Source organism: Ruminococcus sp. AF20-12LB (genome assembly GCF_003478985.1).
GTDB lineage: Bacteria > Bacillota > Clostridia > Lachnospirales > Lachnospiraceae > Blautia_A.
This window is the reverse complement of sequence record NZ_QUGH01000013.1, coordinates 32,388-46,615: the sequence shown is the minus strand read 5'-3', so window position 1 is coordinate 46,615 and position 14,228 is coordinate 32,388. Positions and strand designations below refer to the sequence as shown.

Annotated in this window: 11 protein-coding genes; 1 reads left to right on the top strand and 10 read right to left on the bottom strand. The window is 47.0% G+C overall.

The annotated features are described in order from the left end of the window. Positions 1-12: 12 nt before the first annotated feature. The 8 genes from DWX61_RS15050 to DWX61_RS15015 form a co-directional block, all read right to left on the bottom strand. Positions 13-783: a prolipoprotein diacylglyceryl transferase gene (locus DWX61_RS15050; RefSeq protein ID WP_118626135.1), complete on the bottom strand. Its 771-nt coding sequence runs from the start codon at positions 781-783 to the stop codon at positions 13-15. After that, positions 783-1,598, bottom strand: a complete 816-nt coding sequence (locus tag DWX61_RS15045) for an arginase family protein (RefSeq protein ID WP_118626133.1) — start codon at positions 1,596-1,598, stop codon at positions 783-785. The genes DWX61_RS15050 and DWX61_RS15045 overlap by 1 nt, the downstream gene beginning before the upstream one ends. A gap of 43 nt (positions 1,599-1,641) precedes the next feature. Further along, entirely contained in the window at positions 1,642-2,547 is a 906-nt protein-coding gene (locus DWX61_RS15040; protein ID WP_182434017.1) for a DUF308 domain-containing protein, read from the bottom strand. 168 nt (positions 2,548-2,715) lie between these two features. Beyond that, complete coding sequence (locus DWX61_RS15035) at positions 2,716-2,907, bottom strand: alpha/beta-type small acid-soluble spore protein (RefSeq protein WP_015527205.1); 192 nt, start codon at positions 2,905-2,907, stop codon at positions 2,716-2,718. Between the two features lie 97 nt (positions 2,908-3,004). Further along, the gene (locus DWX61_RS15030) at positions 3,005-3,187 is read right to left on the bottom strand and encodes a PspC domain-containing protein (protein WP_021977077.1); all 183 of its coding nucleotides are present in this window, start codon (positions 3,185-3,187) and stop codon (positions 3,005-3,007) included. A 13-nt stretch (positions 3,188-3,200) separates the two neighbouring features. Next, positions 3,201-4,118 (bottom strand): DUF4097 family beta strand repeat-containing protein, encoded by a 918-nt coding sequence (locus DWX61_RS15025; RefSeq protein WP_118626129.1) that lies wholly within the window; start codon positions 4,116-4,118, stop codon positions 3,201-3,203. Beyond that, a complete protein-coding gene (locus tag DWX61_RS15020) occupies positions 4,115-4,891 on the bottom strand; it encodes a DUF1700 domain-containing protein (RefSeq protein ID WP_118626127.1) in 777 nt (258 codons plus the stop codon). The genes DWX61_RS15025 and DWX61_RS15020 overlap by 4 nt, the downstream gene beginning before the upstream one ends. A 2-nt stretch (positions 4,892-4,893) precedes the next feature. Further along, positions 4,894-5,211 (bottom strand): PadR family transcriptional regulator, encoded by a 318-nt coding sequence (locus DWX61_RS15015; protein ID WP_015527209.1) that lies wholly within the window; start codon positions 5,209-5,211, stop codon positions 4,894-4,896. A 255-nt stretch (positions 5,212-5,466) separates the two neighbouring features. Between DWX61_RS15015 and DWX61_RS15010 the strand changes: the two genes are divergently transcribed. Then, positions 5,467-6,927: an RsmF rRNA methyltransferase first C-terminal domain-containing protein gene (locus DWX61_RS15010; RefSeq protein WP_182434016.1), complete on the top strand. Its 1,461-nt coding sequence runs from the start codon at positions 5,467-5,469 to the stop codon at positions 6,925-6,927. A gap of 52 nt (positions 6,928-6,979) precedes the next feature. Here the strand turns inward: DWX61_RS15010 and addA are convergent, their stop codons facing one another. Beyond that, positions 6,980-10,702 (bottom strand): helicase-exonuclease AddAB subunit AddA, encoded by a 3,723-nt coding sequence (addA, locus tag DWX61_RS15005; RefSeq protein WP_118626125.1) that lies wholly within the window; start codon positions 10,700-10,702, stop codon positions 6,980-6,982. Then, on the bottom strand, positions 10,683-14,069 hold the full coding sequence (addB, locus tag DWX61_RS15000) for a helicase-exonuclease AddAB subunit AddB (RefSeq protein WP_353652880.1): 3,387 nt from the start codon (positions 14,067-14,069) through the stop codon (positions 10,683-10,685). The genes addA and addB overlap by 20 nt, the downstream gene beginning before the upstream one ends. Positions 14,070-14,228: the final 159 nt, after the last annotated feature.

Genomic DNA, 14,228 nt, shown 5'->3' with positions numbered 1-14,228 from the left:
TCCCTGATTCGTTTAAACGCAACTCTTGCTGTCTCTTTTTTTCCTGATCAATGTCAGCAGCACGATTCCCGCAATCCCGGTAAAAATACTGATAAACTGGGATGTCGACAAAATCCCCACACTTCCACGGATAATATCCCCACGGAAAAACTCAATCACAAACCGTCCAATGCTATAAAAGATCAGATAACAGGCAGTGACCTGACCATCTTCTTTTTTGTTCCGTGCGATCAGCAACAACAGAAAAAAATGCAGAAAATCCAGTCCGCTGGAATACAACTGCGTCGGGATCAGCGCCACGTGATTGGGCGCATATTCAGAATTCTGAAATATCACAGAAAAAATACTCTCTGTCTCTTTTCCATAACAGCAGCCCGCCAGGAAACATCCGATCCGTCCAAATCCCTGGGCCAATGCCACAGATGGCAGGATCACATCTGCATATTTAAAAAATACAAGCTTTCTGATCCTGCAGTACAAAAGCCCCGTCAGTATCCCGCCGATGATACCGCCAAACACCACAAAACCAGAGCTTAAAGTTTCCATTATAAATCCCGGATCCTGGACAATTGATTTCCACTCTGTGATCCAGAAGAGAAGCTTTGCACAGAAAAATCCCCCTACCAGGCACCACAGGATCATTGGAAAGATCTGTTCACTGTCAAGCTTCTGTTTTCCGGCTCTGTATTCTGCAGTCAGGCAGCCTGCCACAATTCCAATGGCGATCATCAGACCATAACCGTATACCGTAAAGGGCCCGATGGTAAGAAGTTCATTTTTCATCAGTTTCCTCCTGTTATCTTATTCTTATTTCCGTCATAATCTTCGCTCACGTATGCGGACAGAAAACACTCCAGCAAAGCAGCATTGGCCCGGTCATTCAAGGCGCTGTTTCCAGATTCTGCCACATCACATTCACCACAGATATCCACGCCCCGGATTCCCTCTGCACATATTTCTCTGACCCTCTTCAGACATTCCAGCAGAGTATTCAGGCGCATGTCTCCCTGGCTCCAGTTCGTATCCGCATCATCCTTGCATAGAACATCTTTATCCACAGAAATGTACAGCGGCAGCTTTCCCACATGCTCACTTACAAACGCACACACTTGCGCTTCTTCCATTTCCAGAAGCTTCTCTCTGCTCAAGAACTCCACCTTTTCCTGAATCTCCGATTCCACTCTGGAAAAAGCCTCCTCATCCGGGCCGATCAGGATCACCCTTTTAAGCAATGGAAGTTCCATAACAGAATCGTAGATCCATCCTCCGCAGGAAAGCAGACCTCCGAATGCCGGCGGCTGCATATCCGTGTGATTGTCAAATACAAGAAGCGAGAAAGGCTCCGATATCTTTTCCAGCCAGATCCTTGTCATATAGTGATAGTTTCCGGAATCAATAAAATGGATCCCTCCGGAAAAATAAGGGGCAATACGGCTGCGAATGGTATTCATCGCATCCTCATCGCAGTAGCAGTTGGTTCCGGGAATGTCCCTGGCCTCCACCCGGGATACTTCTTTTCCCCTCCAGAACTGCTGATCCTCATATATTCCGGAAAAATCCATCATCAGTATCTTTATATTTTTATCTGTATTTTTCATGTGCACATCTTACCACGGAATGACAGATGATGCAAGAGAAGGGTCAGTCCTTCCACTCTTCCAGGTCTTCATCGGAACCATCCAGAAGGTTCTTCAGGCTGCCGGTTTCCGCCTGGTCTTTGCCTACATCCCAGAGCTTCATCTCCACATTCTCCGGTTCTTTTTCCCAGCGGGAATTCTCCTGCTTTTGCTCTTCTTCCGGTTCTGTCGATTCTTCTGTCTCTTTTCTGTCCGCAGAATATCCGTCTGTGTCTGTTGGATATTCTGTTTCATTCCCGCTCTGCTGCTCACCTGGCGCGTTTTCATCCTGGGTTTTTGTATCATTTGGCATATCCATATCTGCCGTTTCATTTACAGCATCTGAACTGTCTGCACCAGAATCTTCCTTCTCTGTCTCTGCTTTTTTTGCAATCTTCCGAAGCCCCAGCTTCATAATAGTATAGAATACGATATCCGCAGCTCCGTCACACACCAGCACCCAGCCGGAAAAGATCAGCAGAGTCATGATCTTCGGAAATCTTCCAAACAGCATCACGATTCCAAGTACAATGAAAACAAGACTTCCGATCAAAAGCACGCTCCATGCGCCGTTTCCTCCTTTTTTCAGAAGGAAAGCTCCTTTAAACTTCCACAGACTGTCAACCAGTACAAATGCGCTGAGCATCCATGGAAGCAATTTGATCACGATGGACGGTGTCATAAAAAGAAACACACCCAGTACAAAAACAACCACACCACTTAGAAGATCCATGATCGTAGCTTTCGCTTTTCCACGTATGTAAATATAAATATGATAAATGCCAACTCCGATGAGGATCAGCCCGAATACTACTTTGCAGATCACATCCACCGTCTGCGTGGGGATCAGGATCAGGCAAAGTCCAAGCAGTATATAAAATACTGAGGAGATGATCTCACCCTTTAGAATGTTATTAATTTTTTCACCCATGTTCATTCATACCTCCTCTGTTATTCCAACAGTATAGCTCTTTTCCACTGGTCAGTCCACCCTGAACCGTCAAAAAAATTTCTTTTTTTCAGAAAAATTTTCTTATAATTCAATACAGCCCGAAGGACTTTTCCGGCGTCATTTCGCCTTGTTCCTTCAGGCTGTATTTTACTTTTTATGTTTCTTCTTTTTTGTCATAAGACCACCGATCCGTCCGGTTTCTTTTGCAGAAAGGCTTTTCCACCCGTCTTTGATCACTTTATCCAGAACTCCCATCTCATCGGCAATCTCGTATTTCAGTTTTTCCGCCTGGGAAAGCTTTCCCTCAAGATATGCCTTTACTTCTTTCTCCCTGTTCATCTTCCACACTCCTCATCTTTTTTATGGAGTATGAACAATTTTCGGAGAAATTATGCATTCTGAAAAATATGTCTGTCCTTTACAGATACTGTCATTTTTAATCCGGGATAATGATCGCTGCAATGATATACGCCAGGATTCCGGCTCCGCCCATCAGCGTAATGATCACCCATACCAGCCTGACAAGAGTCGGATCGATATCAAAGTATTCTGCAATTCCGCCACAGACACCACATAACATACGGTTTACTGATGATTTGTAAAGTTTTTTGTTGCTCATAATGCTTTCTCCTTTAATCTTCTTCAAATTCAACCTGAACGTTTCCCATTCCGCAATCCAGTTTTATATTTTTCGCAGCACCTTCATTTGTGATCTGTTTATTTCCGGAAGTGATGGAGGTTTCCAGAGAATCATCCACCTCCAGATTTCCAAGACCACATTTCAGCTCATAATTATAATCAGCTGCTTTTCCTGTAAGTGTAAGCTCCATATTTCCCATGCCACAGCTGCCATTTAATTTTTCCACCTGAATTTCACTGATGTCGGCAGTTCCCACTCCGACTGTAAAGTCTGCTTCCTTTATATCTAGGCTGCCGGAATTTTCAATGGTTCCGGCTCCCACATTTACTTCCATCTGCTCCGCTTTAAAATCACCATCCAGTTCGATGGTTCCGGCTCCCATCTGAAGTTTTATCTTCTGAAAGCTTAAGTTTTCCGGGCAAAAAATTTCCACGGAACGGTTTCTCACTTTTTGATCACTTGCAATTCTCAGACTGCCGTTGTCATTGCTGATCTGAACGCGATTGTGATCCTTCCCTGAAACTTTCACCTGGACTTTATCCTCATTCCATGTTTTCAAAACCAATTCTTCGTATCTCAGATCACAGGAAAGGTCTGACACAGCCGAAGCCTCATATACTTTCGTATATGCGGAACTGTCTGCACTGTCTGCCAGAATGCCTTTCTCAGTTACCGCTCTCTCTGCATCTGCCTGAAAATCATCCTCCTGCTCATCCATATCTTCTTCGGAGTCTTCCACTTCCCAGCTGTCTTCATGATCCAGAATACGAAGCACCTGCGTGATTCCATGATCCAGCACACTCACATCTCCCATAGTCGCTCCCATGGCAGCTCCGCCGGCAGTAAGTCCCAGGCCTGCCACACCGAATACTGCTGCAAGGATCAGGATTACCTTCAGAAAACGTTTCATACTTTTCCCGCCTTTCTTCCATTCAGGAGATTGCTGCAGAATCCCGTAAATTTCCTCAGAATCGCCGGCAGTATCTTACCTGTAAACCACACCGTCAGTAACAGTAGCAAAAGTCCAAGTGCCATCATCAGGCATCCGATACCGATAGTCAGGATCCCGGCCGGCGGAAGAGACACCGCCATGGCAATTCCAACAACAATACACGCAGCTGCACCGATCACAAGGATGATCGATTCCACTCCTGCAAAAAATGTCAGCAGGAAAGGCAACAATGCCAGTGTCACCAAAATCCCCAGTACTCCGCCAAATAATCCTTTTATCAGAGGAGCCGCAAAAACAAGAACGATAAGCGCAAGAATGATCCCTGCCTTATTCTGCTTTTTCTCTGCGTGATAGCCGCGCTGGGCACGTCTTTTCCTGCGGTCTTCAAAATTTTCTTTGCTTCCCGTATCACGATGGGACCCTCCCTGTCCATTTCCGTATACGGTTACTTCTGTATAATGGTCCGGCATTTCCCCGTTCTCTTTCACACGGGTATCCTGATATCCGTTCTCTGTGTATTCCCCGTAATCTTCACTGTTCTCCTGAAGATCTGCCTTAATGATCGCAGCAACCTTCCCCGGATTTCCCAGTTCCCGGATCACTTCTCCTTCATTCTCAGGACCTGCATCATCAAAATATCCCTCATAATATTCCAGTGCTTCCTGTCTCTCTGCCTCTGAAATATCGGAAAGCAGCCGTTCAAGCTGTTCCATAAACTGCTTTCTGTTCATGATCAAACTCCCTCCTCAAACATCCTGGTGATCTTAGATGAATAGATCTCCCATTCACTTCTGTAAAGATTCAGCTGCGCTGCGCCCTTATCTGTCAGCTTATAATATTTCCGGTTTCTTCCTGCATATTCCATATTGTAGGCTTCCAGACATTCATCCTTCTGAAGCCTGCGAAGGACCGGATACAGCGTAGATTCTGAAACCTCCAGAACACTTCGCACATCCTGGGTGATCTTGTACCCGTAGGTACCGTCCTTCTCTCTGGAAATAACAGCCAGGACGATCGCATCCAGCAGGGCTGCTCCTGTATTAAATACCATCTGCTCACCTCTCTATGACCTGTAAAACAGACATTCACATTCCGTCTTACTACATGCTGATGAACGCGATCACTTCACGATCCAACGCTCACATGATAAGTCATGTAATATTGTTCTGTGAATAATACTATATATCGTATAATATAGTTTTGTCAATAGTATTTAGAAAAATCCCTCTATACTTTATAATATTTTCGGAAACCACTCTTTTCACACAATATCCGAGAGAGTCAAGTTTATATTATGGAGGAAATTATGACAGATTCAGATAAAATACAGACATTACCGCTTCCTTTTCTGAAGCGTATGAAAGAAATGCTGGGAGATGATTATGATGCTTTCCTGAAAAGCTACAAAAATCCCCGCACTTACGGTCTACGTGTAAACACCGCCAAGCTCTCCTGCCAGGACTTTCAGACGCTTTCCCCTTTCCCCATCCGGCCGATCCCGTGGATCAATACAGGATACTTCTACGAGGAGGAAAGCCGCCCTGCACGATGTCCTTACTACCAGGCAGGTCTTTATTATCTTCAGGAACCAAGTGCCATGACACCAGCTTCCAGGCTTCCCATCGAACCTGGAGATTTTGTCCTGGATCTCTGTGCAGCTCCCGGAGGAAAAGCCACTGCCCTGGGTGCAGCCTTAAATGACACCGGATTTCTCCTTGCCAACGATATCAGTACTTCCAGAGCCAGAGCCCTTCTCAGAAATCTGGAGCTTTTTGGTATGAAAAATATGCTCGTCACCGACGAAAAGCCCGCCAAACTTGCCCAGCGTTTTCCCGCTTTCTTCAATAAGATCCTTCTGGACGCTCCATGCTCCGGGGAAGGCATGTTCCGAAAAGAAGAAGCCCTTGCCCGCGACTGGACACCGGAAAAATCCGCAGAGCTTTCTGATATCCAGAAAGACCTGGTCTTAAAAGCTGCCGATATGCTCCGTCCGGGCGGAATGCTGCTTTATTCCACCTGCACTTTTTCCCCATGTGAAGACGAAGAAGTGGCAGCCTATCTTCTCAGACAACGCCCGGATATGGAACTTATGGAAATGCCAGGATATGAAGGCTTCTCCGGCGGCCGACCGGAATATGCCGGCACAGCAGACACTTCCGATTCCGAAATTGCATTAAACTTAAATACATTTAATCCGGAAGAACTTCAAAAATGCGTCCGAATCTTTCCACACAAAATGGATGGTGAAGGCCATTTTCTCGCCCTATTCCGCAAAAAAGGCGACTCTCTTCCACCTGTTTTCCGCTTTTCCGCAAAAGGGCCGGACAAAAACACCCGGAAATGGCTGGAGGAATTTTTCTCCGAGATCGGCCTGAAAACCATTGGCGCTCAGGAATTTGACTGGAACCGTGTGGAAGTCCGCAAGGATAAAGTATACTATCAACTGCCCTTCCCGCTGGATCTCCGAGGAATCTCATTTCTTCGAAACGGCCTCTATCTGGGTGATCTGAAGAAAAACCGTTTTGAGCCGTCTCAGCCTCTGGCGCTGGCTCTTCACAAAGGAGATGTGGAAGCAGTTATCTCCCTGCCGGTTTCCGACGAGCGGCTCACCCGTTATCTGAAAGGCGAAACTCTTATGATCGAGCCGGAAGAGGCCGCACACAAAAAAGGCTGGCATCTTCTCTGCGTGGACGGTTATCCTCTCGGCTTCGGAAAGCTTGTAAACGGAATCCTGAAAAACAAATATCCTGCAGGCTGGAGAGTATAACCTCTCCGCCGCAGGATATCTGCCCACATTAACATATCTTTTCATTTTCAGATCAGAGACTGAACGCTTCTCCAAGAGTAAACGAATAAATATACCGTTCCTTCACCTTCCGGCCTGTCATCCGTTCCAATGCCTGGGCGTAATCCTCCAGCTGTACATGATAACGGTCGATCAGCTTCTTTTCTTCTCCACGTCTCACAAAGTCCGTTTTATAGTCCACCAGAATGATTTCTTCATCCTCTATAAAATACGCATCAATGATTCCCTGTACCAGAACATTTTCCTCACACTGCCACTGCGGATCAAGCTCCGAAGCTTTTCTTGCGATCACAAAAGGCTGCTCCCGGAACAGAAGTCTCTTCTCTGAAGCTGCTTTCATCCGCTGTCCGAGGGGTGTTTCCACAAAATTCCAGATATCTTTTACCCGGACCGACTCAGCCTCTTTTCTTTCCATCTTCCTGACGTCAACCCATTCTCTCAGCTGTCTGCGGATCTCATCCCTGTTTGCTGTCTTCTGATAGTCCAGGCATTCCATTACACGATGATAAGCCGTTCCACGAAGTGCCCCTGTATATCCTTCCTCTTTCTTCTCCTCGATAAATCGGGGAACCAGCGGCTGAATCTCTTCTTCCGTCTCATAATCCACCGTTTCTTCCAGATCCTGCTCACTGTGGTAGCTTCGCTTTTTCAGTTCTGATACACTGACCTTCACAGGAAGATCTTCCAGATATTGATATGGATATACAAAAGAAAAACGTCTCTGGATCTCCTCCCGGATCTCACTGTCAAAAACTCTGCCCGGATTCCAGTTCTCCAGCGTTTCCTTCTTCATTTCCCGCTCCGCCTGTTCCATAACCTCACTTTCTGTCAGTTCCCGTGCTGTGACTCTTGTAACTATGAATTCTGCCGGATCTTTGTACAGAGGATTTGCGGTATTCATAAAGATGCCATATTCATGAAATAATGGTGCCATGCAGCGATGTCTTACCAGTGCCGGAAGCACATAATCCCAGTAAGTCTTTCCGCAAAGCCTTCTTCCCAGAGAAAGCAATGGTTCCTCACTGTCCCTTAATGCGGACAATTCTTCCAATTCCGGACGCAAGGCTCCAATAGTTCCACTGAGGATCAGTTTTTCCTTTGCACGTGTAAGCGCTACATAAAGTACCCTCAGCTCCTCTCCGAGGCTTTCCATCAGGAGCGCTCTCCGTATGATCTGCCTGCAAAGGGATGGAGCGATGATCCTCTTCTCCGGCAGGATCGCATCCGCACCGATCCCCAGCTCCGGATGGATCAGGATACTTGCGTTCATATCCCGGAAATTAAAGCGTTTTCCCATTCCTGCTGCAACCACTACCGGAAACTCCAGTCCCTTACTCTTGTGGATCGTCATGATCTGTACCGCACTTTCCCCGGTTCCGGAAAGATTTACCTCCCCGTAATCCACCTGATACTGCTGAAGCTTCTGGATATATCTTACAAAATTAAAAAGGCCTCGATAGCTTGTCTTCTCATATTCCATTGCTTTTTCCACAAGCATGTTCAGGTTTGCATTCCTCTGTTCACCATTTGGCATTGCCTTTGCATGGTCTCCATATCCGGTGCGTGCAAGTACCTCCAGGATCAGCTGATGGACCGGCGTGTAAGCCGCCTTGTCACGAAGTGCATTCATAGTGTCCATAAAACAGGACAGCTTCTCTCCGAGGATTTTTTTGTTTTCCTCAAAGCTCCCATGCTCTCTGTAATCCTCCACAAACCTGCACACACATTCATAAATCATTCCTTCCGGATATGCGATCCGAAGCTCAGCCAGCTCTTCTGTGGTACATCCAACGATCGGTGAACGCAGTACACCGGTCATGGGAATATCCTGCAGCGGATTATCCAGGATCCGGAGATAATTCAGCAGTGTCACAACCTCTGTTGCAGAAAAATATCCGGTTCTGGAGGCCGTATATACCGGTATCCCTCTTGCACTCAAAACCTCCCCGAAGGTTTCAGCCCAGCCTGAAGCAGATCGGAGCAGGATCACGATATCTCCATATTGAAGAGGTCGATATTCTCCCGTTTCCTTATCCAGCACCCGTTCATGCCCTACCATAGATCGGATCCTTCCTGCAATGGCAAGGGCCTCCAGCTCTCTCTCATTCTCCGTTACTTCTTCATCCTCCTCTTCCAGCAGCGGACTATATTTATCCACAAGAAGGATCTCTGTTTTTACAAATTCCGGATCCTGGCCTTCCGGAAAAGAAGCTCCGGGATACAGAGCTGCCGCCTCGTCGTAAGCAATTCCTCCCAGATCTTCCCCCATGATCTGCCTGAAAATAAAGTTGACACTTTCAAGGACTTCCGGTCTGCTTCGGAAATTTTTGTGCAGGTCGATCCGCTGTTCCGGACTGTCTTCCAGTGAATAGCTCTTATATTTTTCCATGAACAGTTCCGGACGGGCCAGACGAAAACGGTAGATGCTCTGCTTTACATCTCCTACCATAAAGATATTTTTGCGTTCATTGACCCAGCCGGAAACTGTCTGCATCAGGATCTCCTGGACCAGATTACTGTCCTGATACTCATCCAGCAGGACCTCATCATATTTTTCGGAAAGCTCTCTTGCCGCCTGGCTGGGCGTATAGGTTTCTCCTTCCTTTTTCAGAATGATATCCAGTGCAAAATGTTCCATATCCGAAAAATCCAGAACATTTTTTTCACGCTTCTTTGCCTGGAAACGTTCTGCAAAATCCTTTGTCAGCTTTACCAGCATCTCCAGCGGTGGTGCAGATGCTTCTGTCAGTTCCGTCAGCTCAGCCAGATTTCCGTAAAAATATCGGATTCCCAGTTCCTTCAGATTATCTTTTGCATCTTCGCGAAGAGCTTTTACCAGATTTTTCAGCTGCTCCGATACCCCCTCCATTTTTTTTGAGGAAAGTCTTGCAAACTTCAGATCCCGGAGATTCTGCGCCATCTCATCATAGTCCCTTTTAACGGACAGTTGTTTTAACTGCCGGATCAGTATCATATCTTTTTCCAGAGCCTCCAGATAAAGCTCCGGTCCATCCTGGAGCTGACAGGTCTTCATTGCGGTTTCTGTAAGCTCTTCCGCTTCTTTCAGTGCGCAGTCTGCAGCCTCCCACAGATATCGGAACCATCGCGTTCCCTCAATACCTTTTTCCGGATCCAGATGATAATTCTCCACACAGCTGTCCAGCCATTTTTCGGGCCATGGATTACTCATCGCAGCATTATAAAGCTCCAGCACATGTTCCTTCAGTCCTTCATCCGTTTTTCCTGGCGCATAGCTTTCCACAAATGCAGTAAAATCTGCCTTTCTTTCTGCATAATGATCTTCAAAAAGCTCCTTCAGCACATCTTCCTGCAAAAGCTTCAGTTCACCCTCATCTGCAGTCCGGTAACCCGGATCCAGTCCGATCAGATGAAAATAATTTCGGATCACATAGGCGCAAAAGCCGTCAATGGTAGTGATCTGTGCCGTATGGATCAACGTCATCTGTCTCTGCAGATGCTCATTATCCGGATCTTCAGCCAGTGCCTGATCCAGTCCACGTTCGATACGTTCCCGCATCTCTCCCGCTGCCGCCCTTGTAAATGTCATGATCAGAAGACGGTCAATGTCCACCGGTTTCAAAGGATCCATGATCTTACTTAAGATCCTCTGCACCAGCACTGCAGTTTTACCGGAACCGGCTGCTGCGCTGACCAGAATATTCCGGTCCCGGAGCGTGATGACCTTTTTCTGCTCTTCAGTCCATTTCACTGCCATTCTCTTCCTCTCCCTTCATGATCTTTTTCCACAGTGCATCTTCTTCTATGGACGACAGCCTGTGAAACTCATATCCCGGTATCTTCCTGTCGAAGCCGCACACAGTAAGATACGGACAGTATGTGCAGGCATTCTTTTTTCCAAGTTCATAGGGTTCCACTGCCGCATTTCCATCCAGGATCGCTTCCCTGATGTCACAGATCTTTCTCCGCACATACGCTCCCAGAGCATCAAACTGCTTCCTTGAGGCAACAGAAGATCTTTTGCTGAAGCTTCCGTCCCGGTTCAGGGACACCGGTATGGAGGCCATAGTGCTGTCGATTTTGGTACTCATATTATCATCTGCCTGTACAAGCCCATTCATTTTCATTTTCTTCAGCATCTGCTCATTGATGCTTTCCATATCCGCGTGGATCTTCTCCTGTATCATAGGATCCTTCACATTATAATAAAACACACCGGCCGGAACGATCTCGCGATCCGGATACTTCCGTTTTTCCACCTGTAATGCTCCATCCAGATAGACCATCAGCTGAAGCTGAAGGCCATGATACAACGCCAGCAGATCAAACGAAGTATTTCCGGTTTTATAATCGATCACCTTCACATAGACCCGGTTGTTCTCCGGCTCTTCCATGATATCCACACGGTCGATCCTTCCGCCCTGAAACCTCACCTCAAATCCTTCCGGCCGGAATGCTCCATGCTTCAGCTGTTCCTGCAAAGCCCACACGGTACGCCGCAAAATACGTCTGGTCCGTTCGATCATATATTCATTTCTCGCACTGCTTTTAAGGATCGTATTTCCGTAATCTGCGGAAACCTGATCCAGACAGCTGTCTATGATACGGTTTCGCTCTTCCTCCGTAAGCTCTGCCCAGTCCAGTCCCTCTCTTCGGACTTCCGCCGCAAATTTTTCCAGTGCCATATGCATGACATTTCCCATATCCATAGCCCGGAACTCATACTCTGCACGTTCTGTAACCTTCAGGCCATACTGCAGAAAATGTGCAAACGCACAGGCCGCAAAACGCTCCAGCCGGGTAGCACTGTACGGGGAAATTTCTCCATAGAGGATCTTTGCCACTGTTTTTCCGATCTTGTCTGACGGTCGTTCTGAAAAAGATGCCTCTGTAAGTTTTTTTACAAGGATCCGGTATTCCGGGCTCTGAAGATACCAGCTGTACAGTTCCTGGAAGACCGCATTATCCTGGTAAGCTTCTCCTGCAAGCCCTCTCAGGAAATAATCCAGGCTGATTCCCGGAAGCTCCAGTAATTCCATAGGTTCCTGCATATCTCCGCACTGCCGGATCTCCATTTTCGGAAACATCTCCCGGATATTACTGACAAGAAAGGCCGGACTCAGGGCTTTTCCCTGGCTGTCAGACTGACAGAAGGACAGACAGAGCAGCTCTCTTGGCTTGGTCATGTTCAGATACAGATAAAACCGCTGCATGTTCATCAGTTCCTTTGGCCCCGGTGCAAGCTGGATTCCCTGATCTTTAAAAAATTCTCTGTCAATCTCCGTGAGCATTCCTCCGCCGGATGTATTCTTCGGAATATTCCCTTCATTTACTCCCACAAAAAACAGTGCACGGATATCCTTCAGCCTGGTTCTCTCCATATCTCCCACAAGTACCTGGTCCATACTTGGCGGGATCAGAGCCACCTTGGCCTGGTTTAATCCTGTTTCCAGAAGCTGTCGGAAATCCTGACGGTTCACGGTTTCCTCGCCCAGGATCTCCACCATATTATCCAGAAGTTCCATAACAATTCCGTATATCTGGGCATATTCCTTTTCCATGGCCTTGTCGCCCTGTTTCTTGAATTTCAGTTCCTGATGCTTCAGTTTCTGCTGCACCTGGCTCCGCACTGCAAACTCGTAGAGAAAAGTACAGTATTCCCGGACCGTCTTTTTCCCGCCTTTAAAGCTTAGCGCAAGCTCTCTGGTCTCATCTGCGAACCGCTTCCGGATCTCATTAAGCCTCTGAATGCTTTCCGGCGGCATTCCCCGGTAAATACGCACCCACACTTCATCCCATCTCTTAAATCCACGGATACCAAGAGCCAGCACATAATTCTCCAGAAGGTCTGCTTCCTCCCTGGTCACACAGGACATTCCGCAGCGGAGATACCGGAATACACTCTCATAGGAAAAATCCTGCACTGCCATCTCAAGTGCTGCCCGGAAATATTCTACAAACGGATTCATCAGGACCGTATGCTTCTCATCAATGAAATACGGGATCCCTGCTGCTGTAAATACCTGCTTTGCAAGATTGCCATACTCCTCCAGATTACCTGTGATCACGGCGATCTCACCGTAACGGCAGCCCTTTTCCCTTACAAGTCTGGCGATCCGGCGGGCAGCTTCTTCCATTTCCTTCTGCGGGTTCACTGCCGAGAACATGCAGATCTCATCCTGCGCTTTTTTATATATATTTTTTCGGTAACGGAAAATATTTTTTTCAAGGAAATGGAGGGCAGGTGCCTGGGAAAAGCGGGATTTTCCCACATCCTTCAAAAGAACCGGCGTCTCGATCTCCCTGGTCAGCTCCGAAAGCCCATGGATCATCTGACGGCTCATATAAAAAAGCTGATAAGGTTTTCCTCTCATGCTCAGATTCTCATCCGCATCCATAGTCACCGTTACCATCACCTTTTCACAGACAGCAAGAAGTTCTCCCACGACACGCATCTGAATAGGAGTAAAACCGGTGTAACCATCCAGAAGAAGTACACTGTTTTTCATTTTTTCAGAAAACGGAAGAGCTTTTTCCAGCGCATCCATTACTTCTTCTCCCGTCATATAATGATCCTTCAGATATCCGGTAAACGCCTGGTAAAGAACAGCTACGTCTTTCAGCTTCATCTGAAGTAACGCTCTGTCACCGGAATCCTCGATCATCTCCTGAATCTCACTGTCCCGGATATCGTACTGCATAAACTCCGACAGGATAGACTTCACTTCATCCAGGTATCCCGCTTTACGCATCTGACCTCCCAGATAGGAAAGCTCCTTTCCATGCTGCTGTACCATCTTCTGCAGCACCATACTCTTACCGGTTTCTTCCAGAAGGGTGCGGCTGTCTCCTCCAACTTCCTCCAGAACACGGTATGCAAGACGCTCGAAGCTCAGGATATCAATATTCAGGATTCCTTTGCCCGGACTCATCTCAACCAGTGTCTTCTGGGTCTGCATGGTAAACTGCTCCGGCACGATCACATAAAAAAGCTTCTCAGGGTGCAGCCCTGCCTGTTCTATTATATTCTGATAAACATAACAGGATTTTCCGCTTCCGGAACTTCCTATGATAAACTGTAATGACATCTTCATCCTCCCGATCACTTGCAGATTTTCAGTCATTCCGGCGCCCTCCTGCGCCTGAAGTATTCCTATCATACCACAAATTCTGCTCCTATAGAACGGTCGTTCTCCATATTCTGAAATATCTGCTTGCTCTTTTCCTTATTTTTCCAGACACGGTATCGGATGGTCTGCGCACAGCTGTGGCATAAATCCTCC

Bases quoted from the DNA above. Each gene is read 5' to 3' on its own strand.
- addA (WP_118626125.1), bottom strand. From the start codon at position 10,702: ATGGCAGTGAAATGGACTGAAGAGCAGAAAAAGGTCATCACGCTCCGG.
- DWX61_RS15015 (WP_015527209.1), bottom strand. From the start codon at position 5,211: ATGGTATTTAATACAGGAGCAGCCCTGCTGGATGCGATCGTCCTGGCT.
- DWX61_RS15020 (WP_118626127.1), bottom strand. From the start codon at position 4,891: ATGAACAGAAAGCAGTTTATGGAACAGCTTGAACGGCTGCTTTCCGAT.
- addB (WP_353652880.1), bottom strand. From the start codon at position 14,069: ATGACTGAAAATCTGCAAGTGATCGGGAGGATGAAGATGTCATTACAG.
- DWX61_RS15045 (WP_118626133.1), bottom strand. From the start codon at position 1,598: ATGAAAAATACAGATAAAAATATAAAGATACTGATGATGGATTTTTCC.
- DWX61_RS15010 (WP_182434016.1), top strand. From the start codon at position 5,467: ATGACAGATTCAGATAAAATACAGACATTACCGCTTCCTTTTCTGAAG.
- DWX61_RS15030 (WP_021977077.1), bottom strand. From the start codon at position 3,187: ATGAGCAACAAAAAACTTTACAAATCATCAGTAAACCGTATGTTATGT.
- DWX61_RS15025 (WP_118626129.1), bottom strand. From the start codon at position 4,118: ATGAAACGTTTTCTGAAGGTAATCCTGATCCTTGCAGCAGTATTCGGT.
- DWX61_RS15040 (WP_182434017.1), bottom strand. From the start codon at position 2,547: ATGGGTGAAAAAATTAATAACATTCTAAAGGGTGAGATCATCTCCTCA.
- DWX61_RS15050 (WP_118626135.1), bottom strand. From the start codon at position 783: ATGAAAAATGAACTTCTTACCATCGGGCCCTTTACGGTATACGGTTAT.
- DWX61_RS15035 (WP_015527205.1), bottom strand. From the start codon at position 2,907: ATGAACAGGGAGAAAGAAGTAAAGGCATATCTTGAGGGAAAGCTTTCC.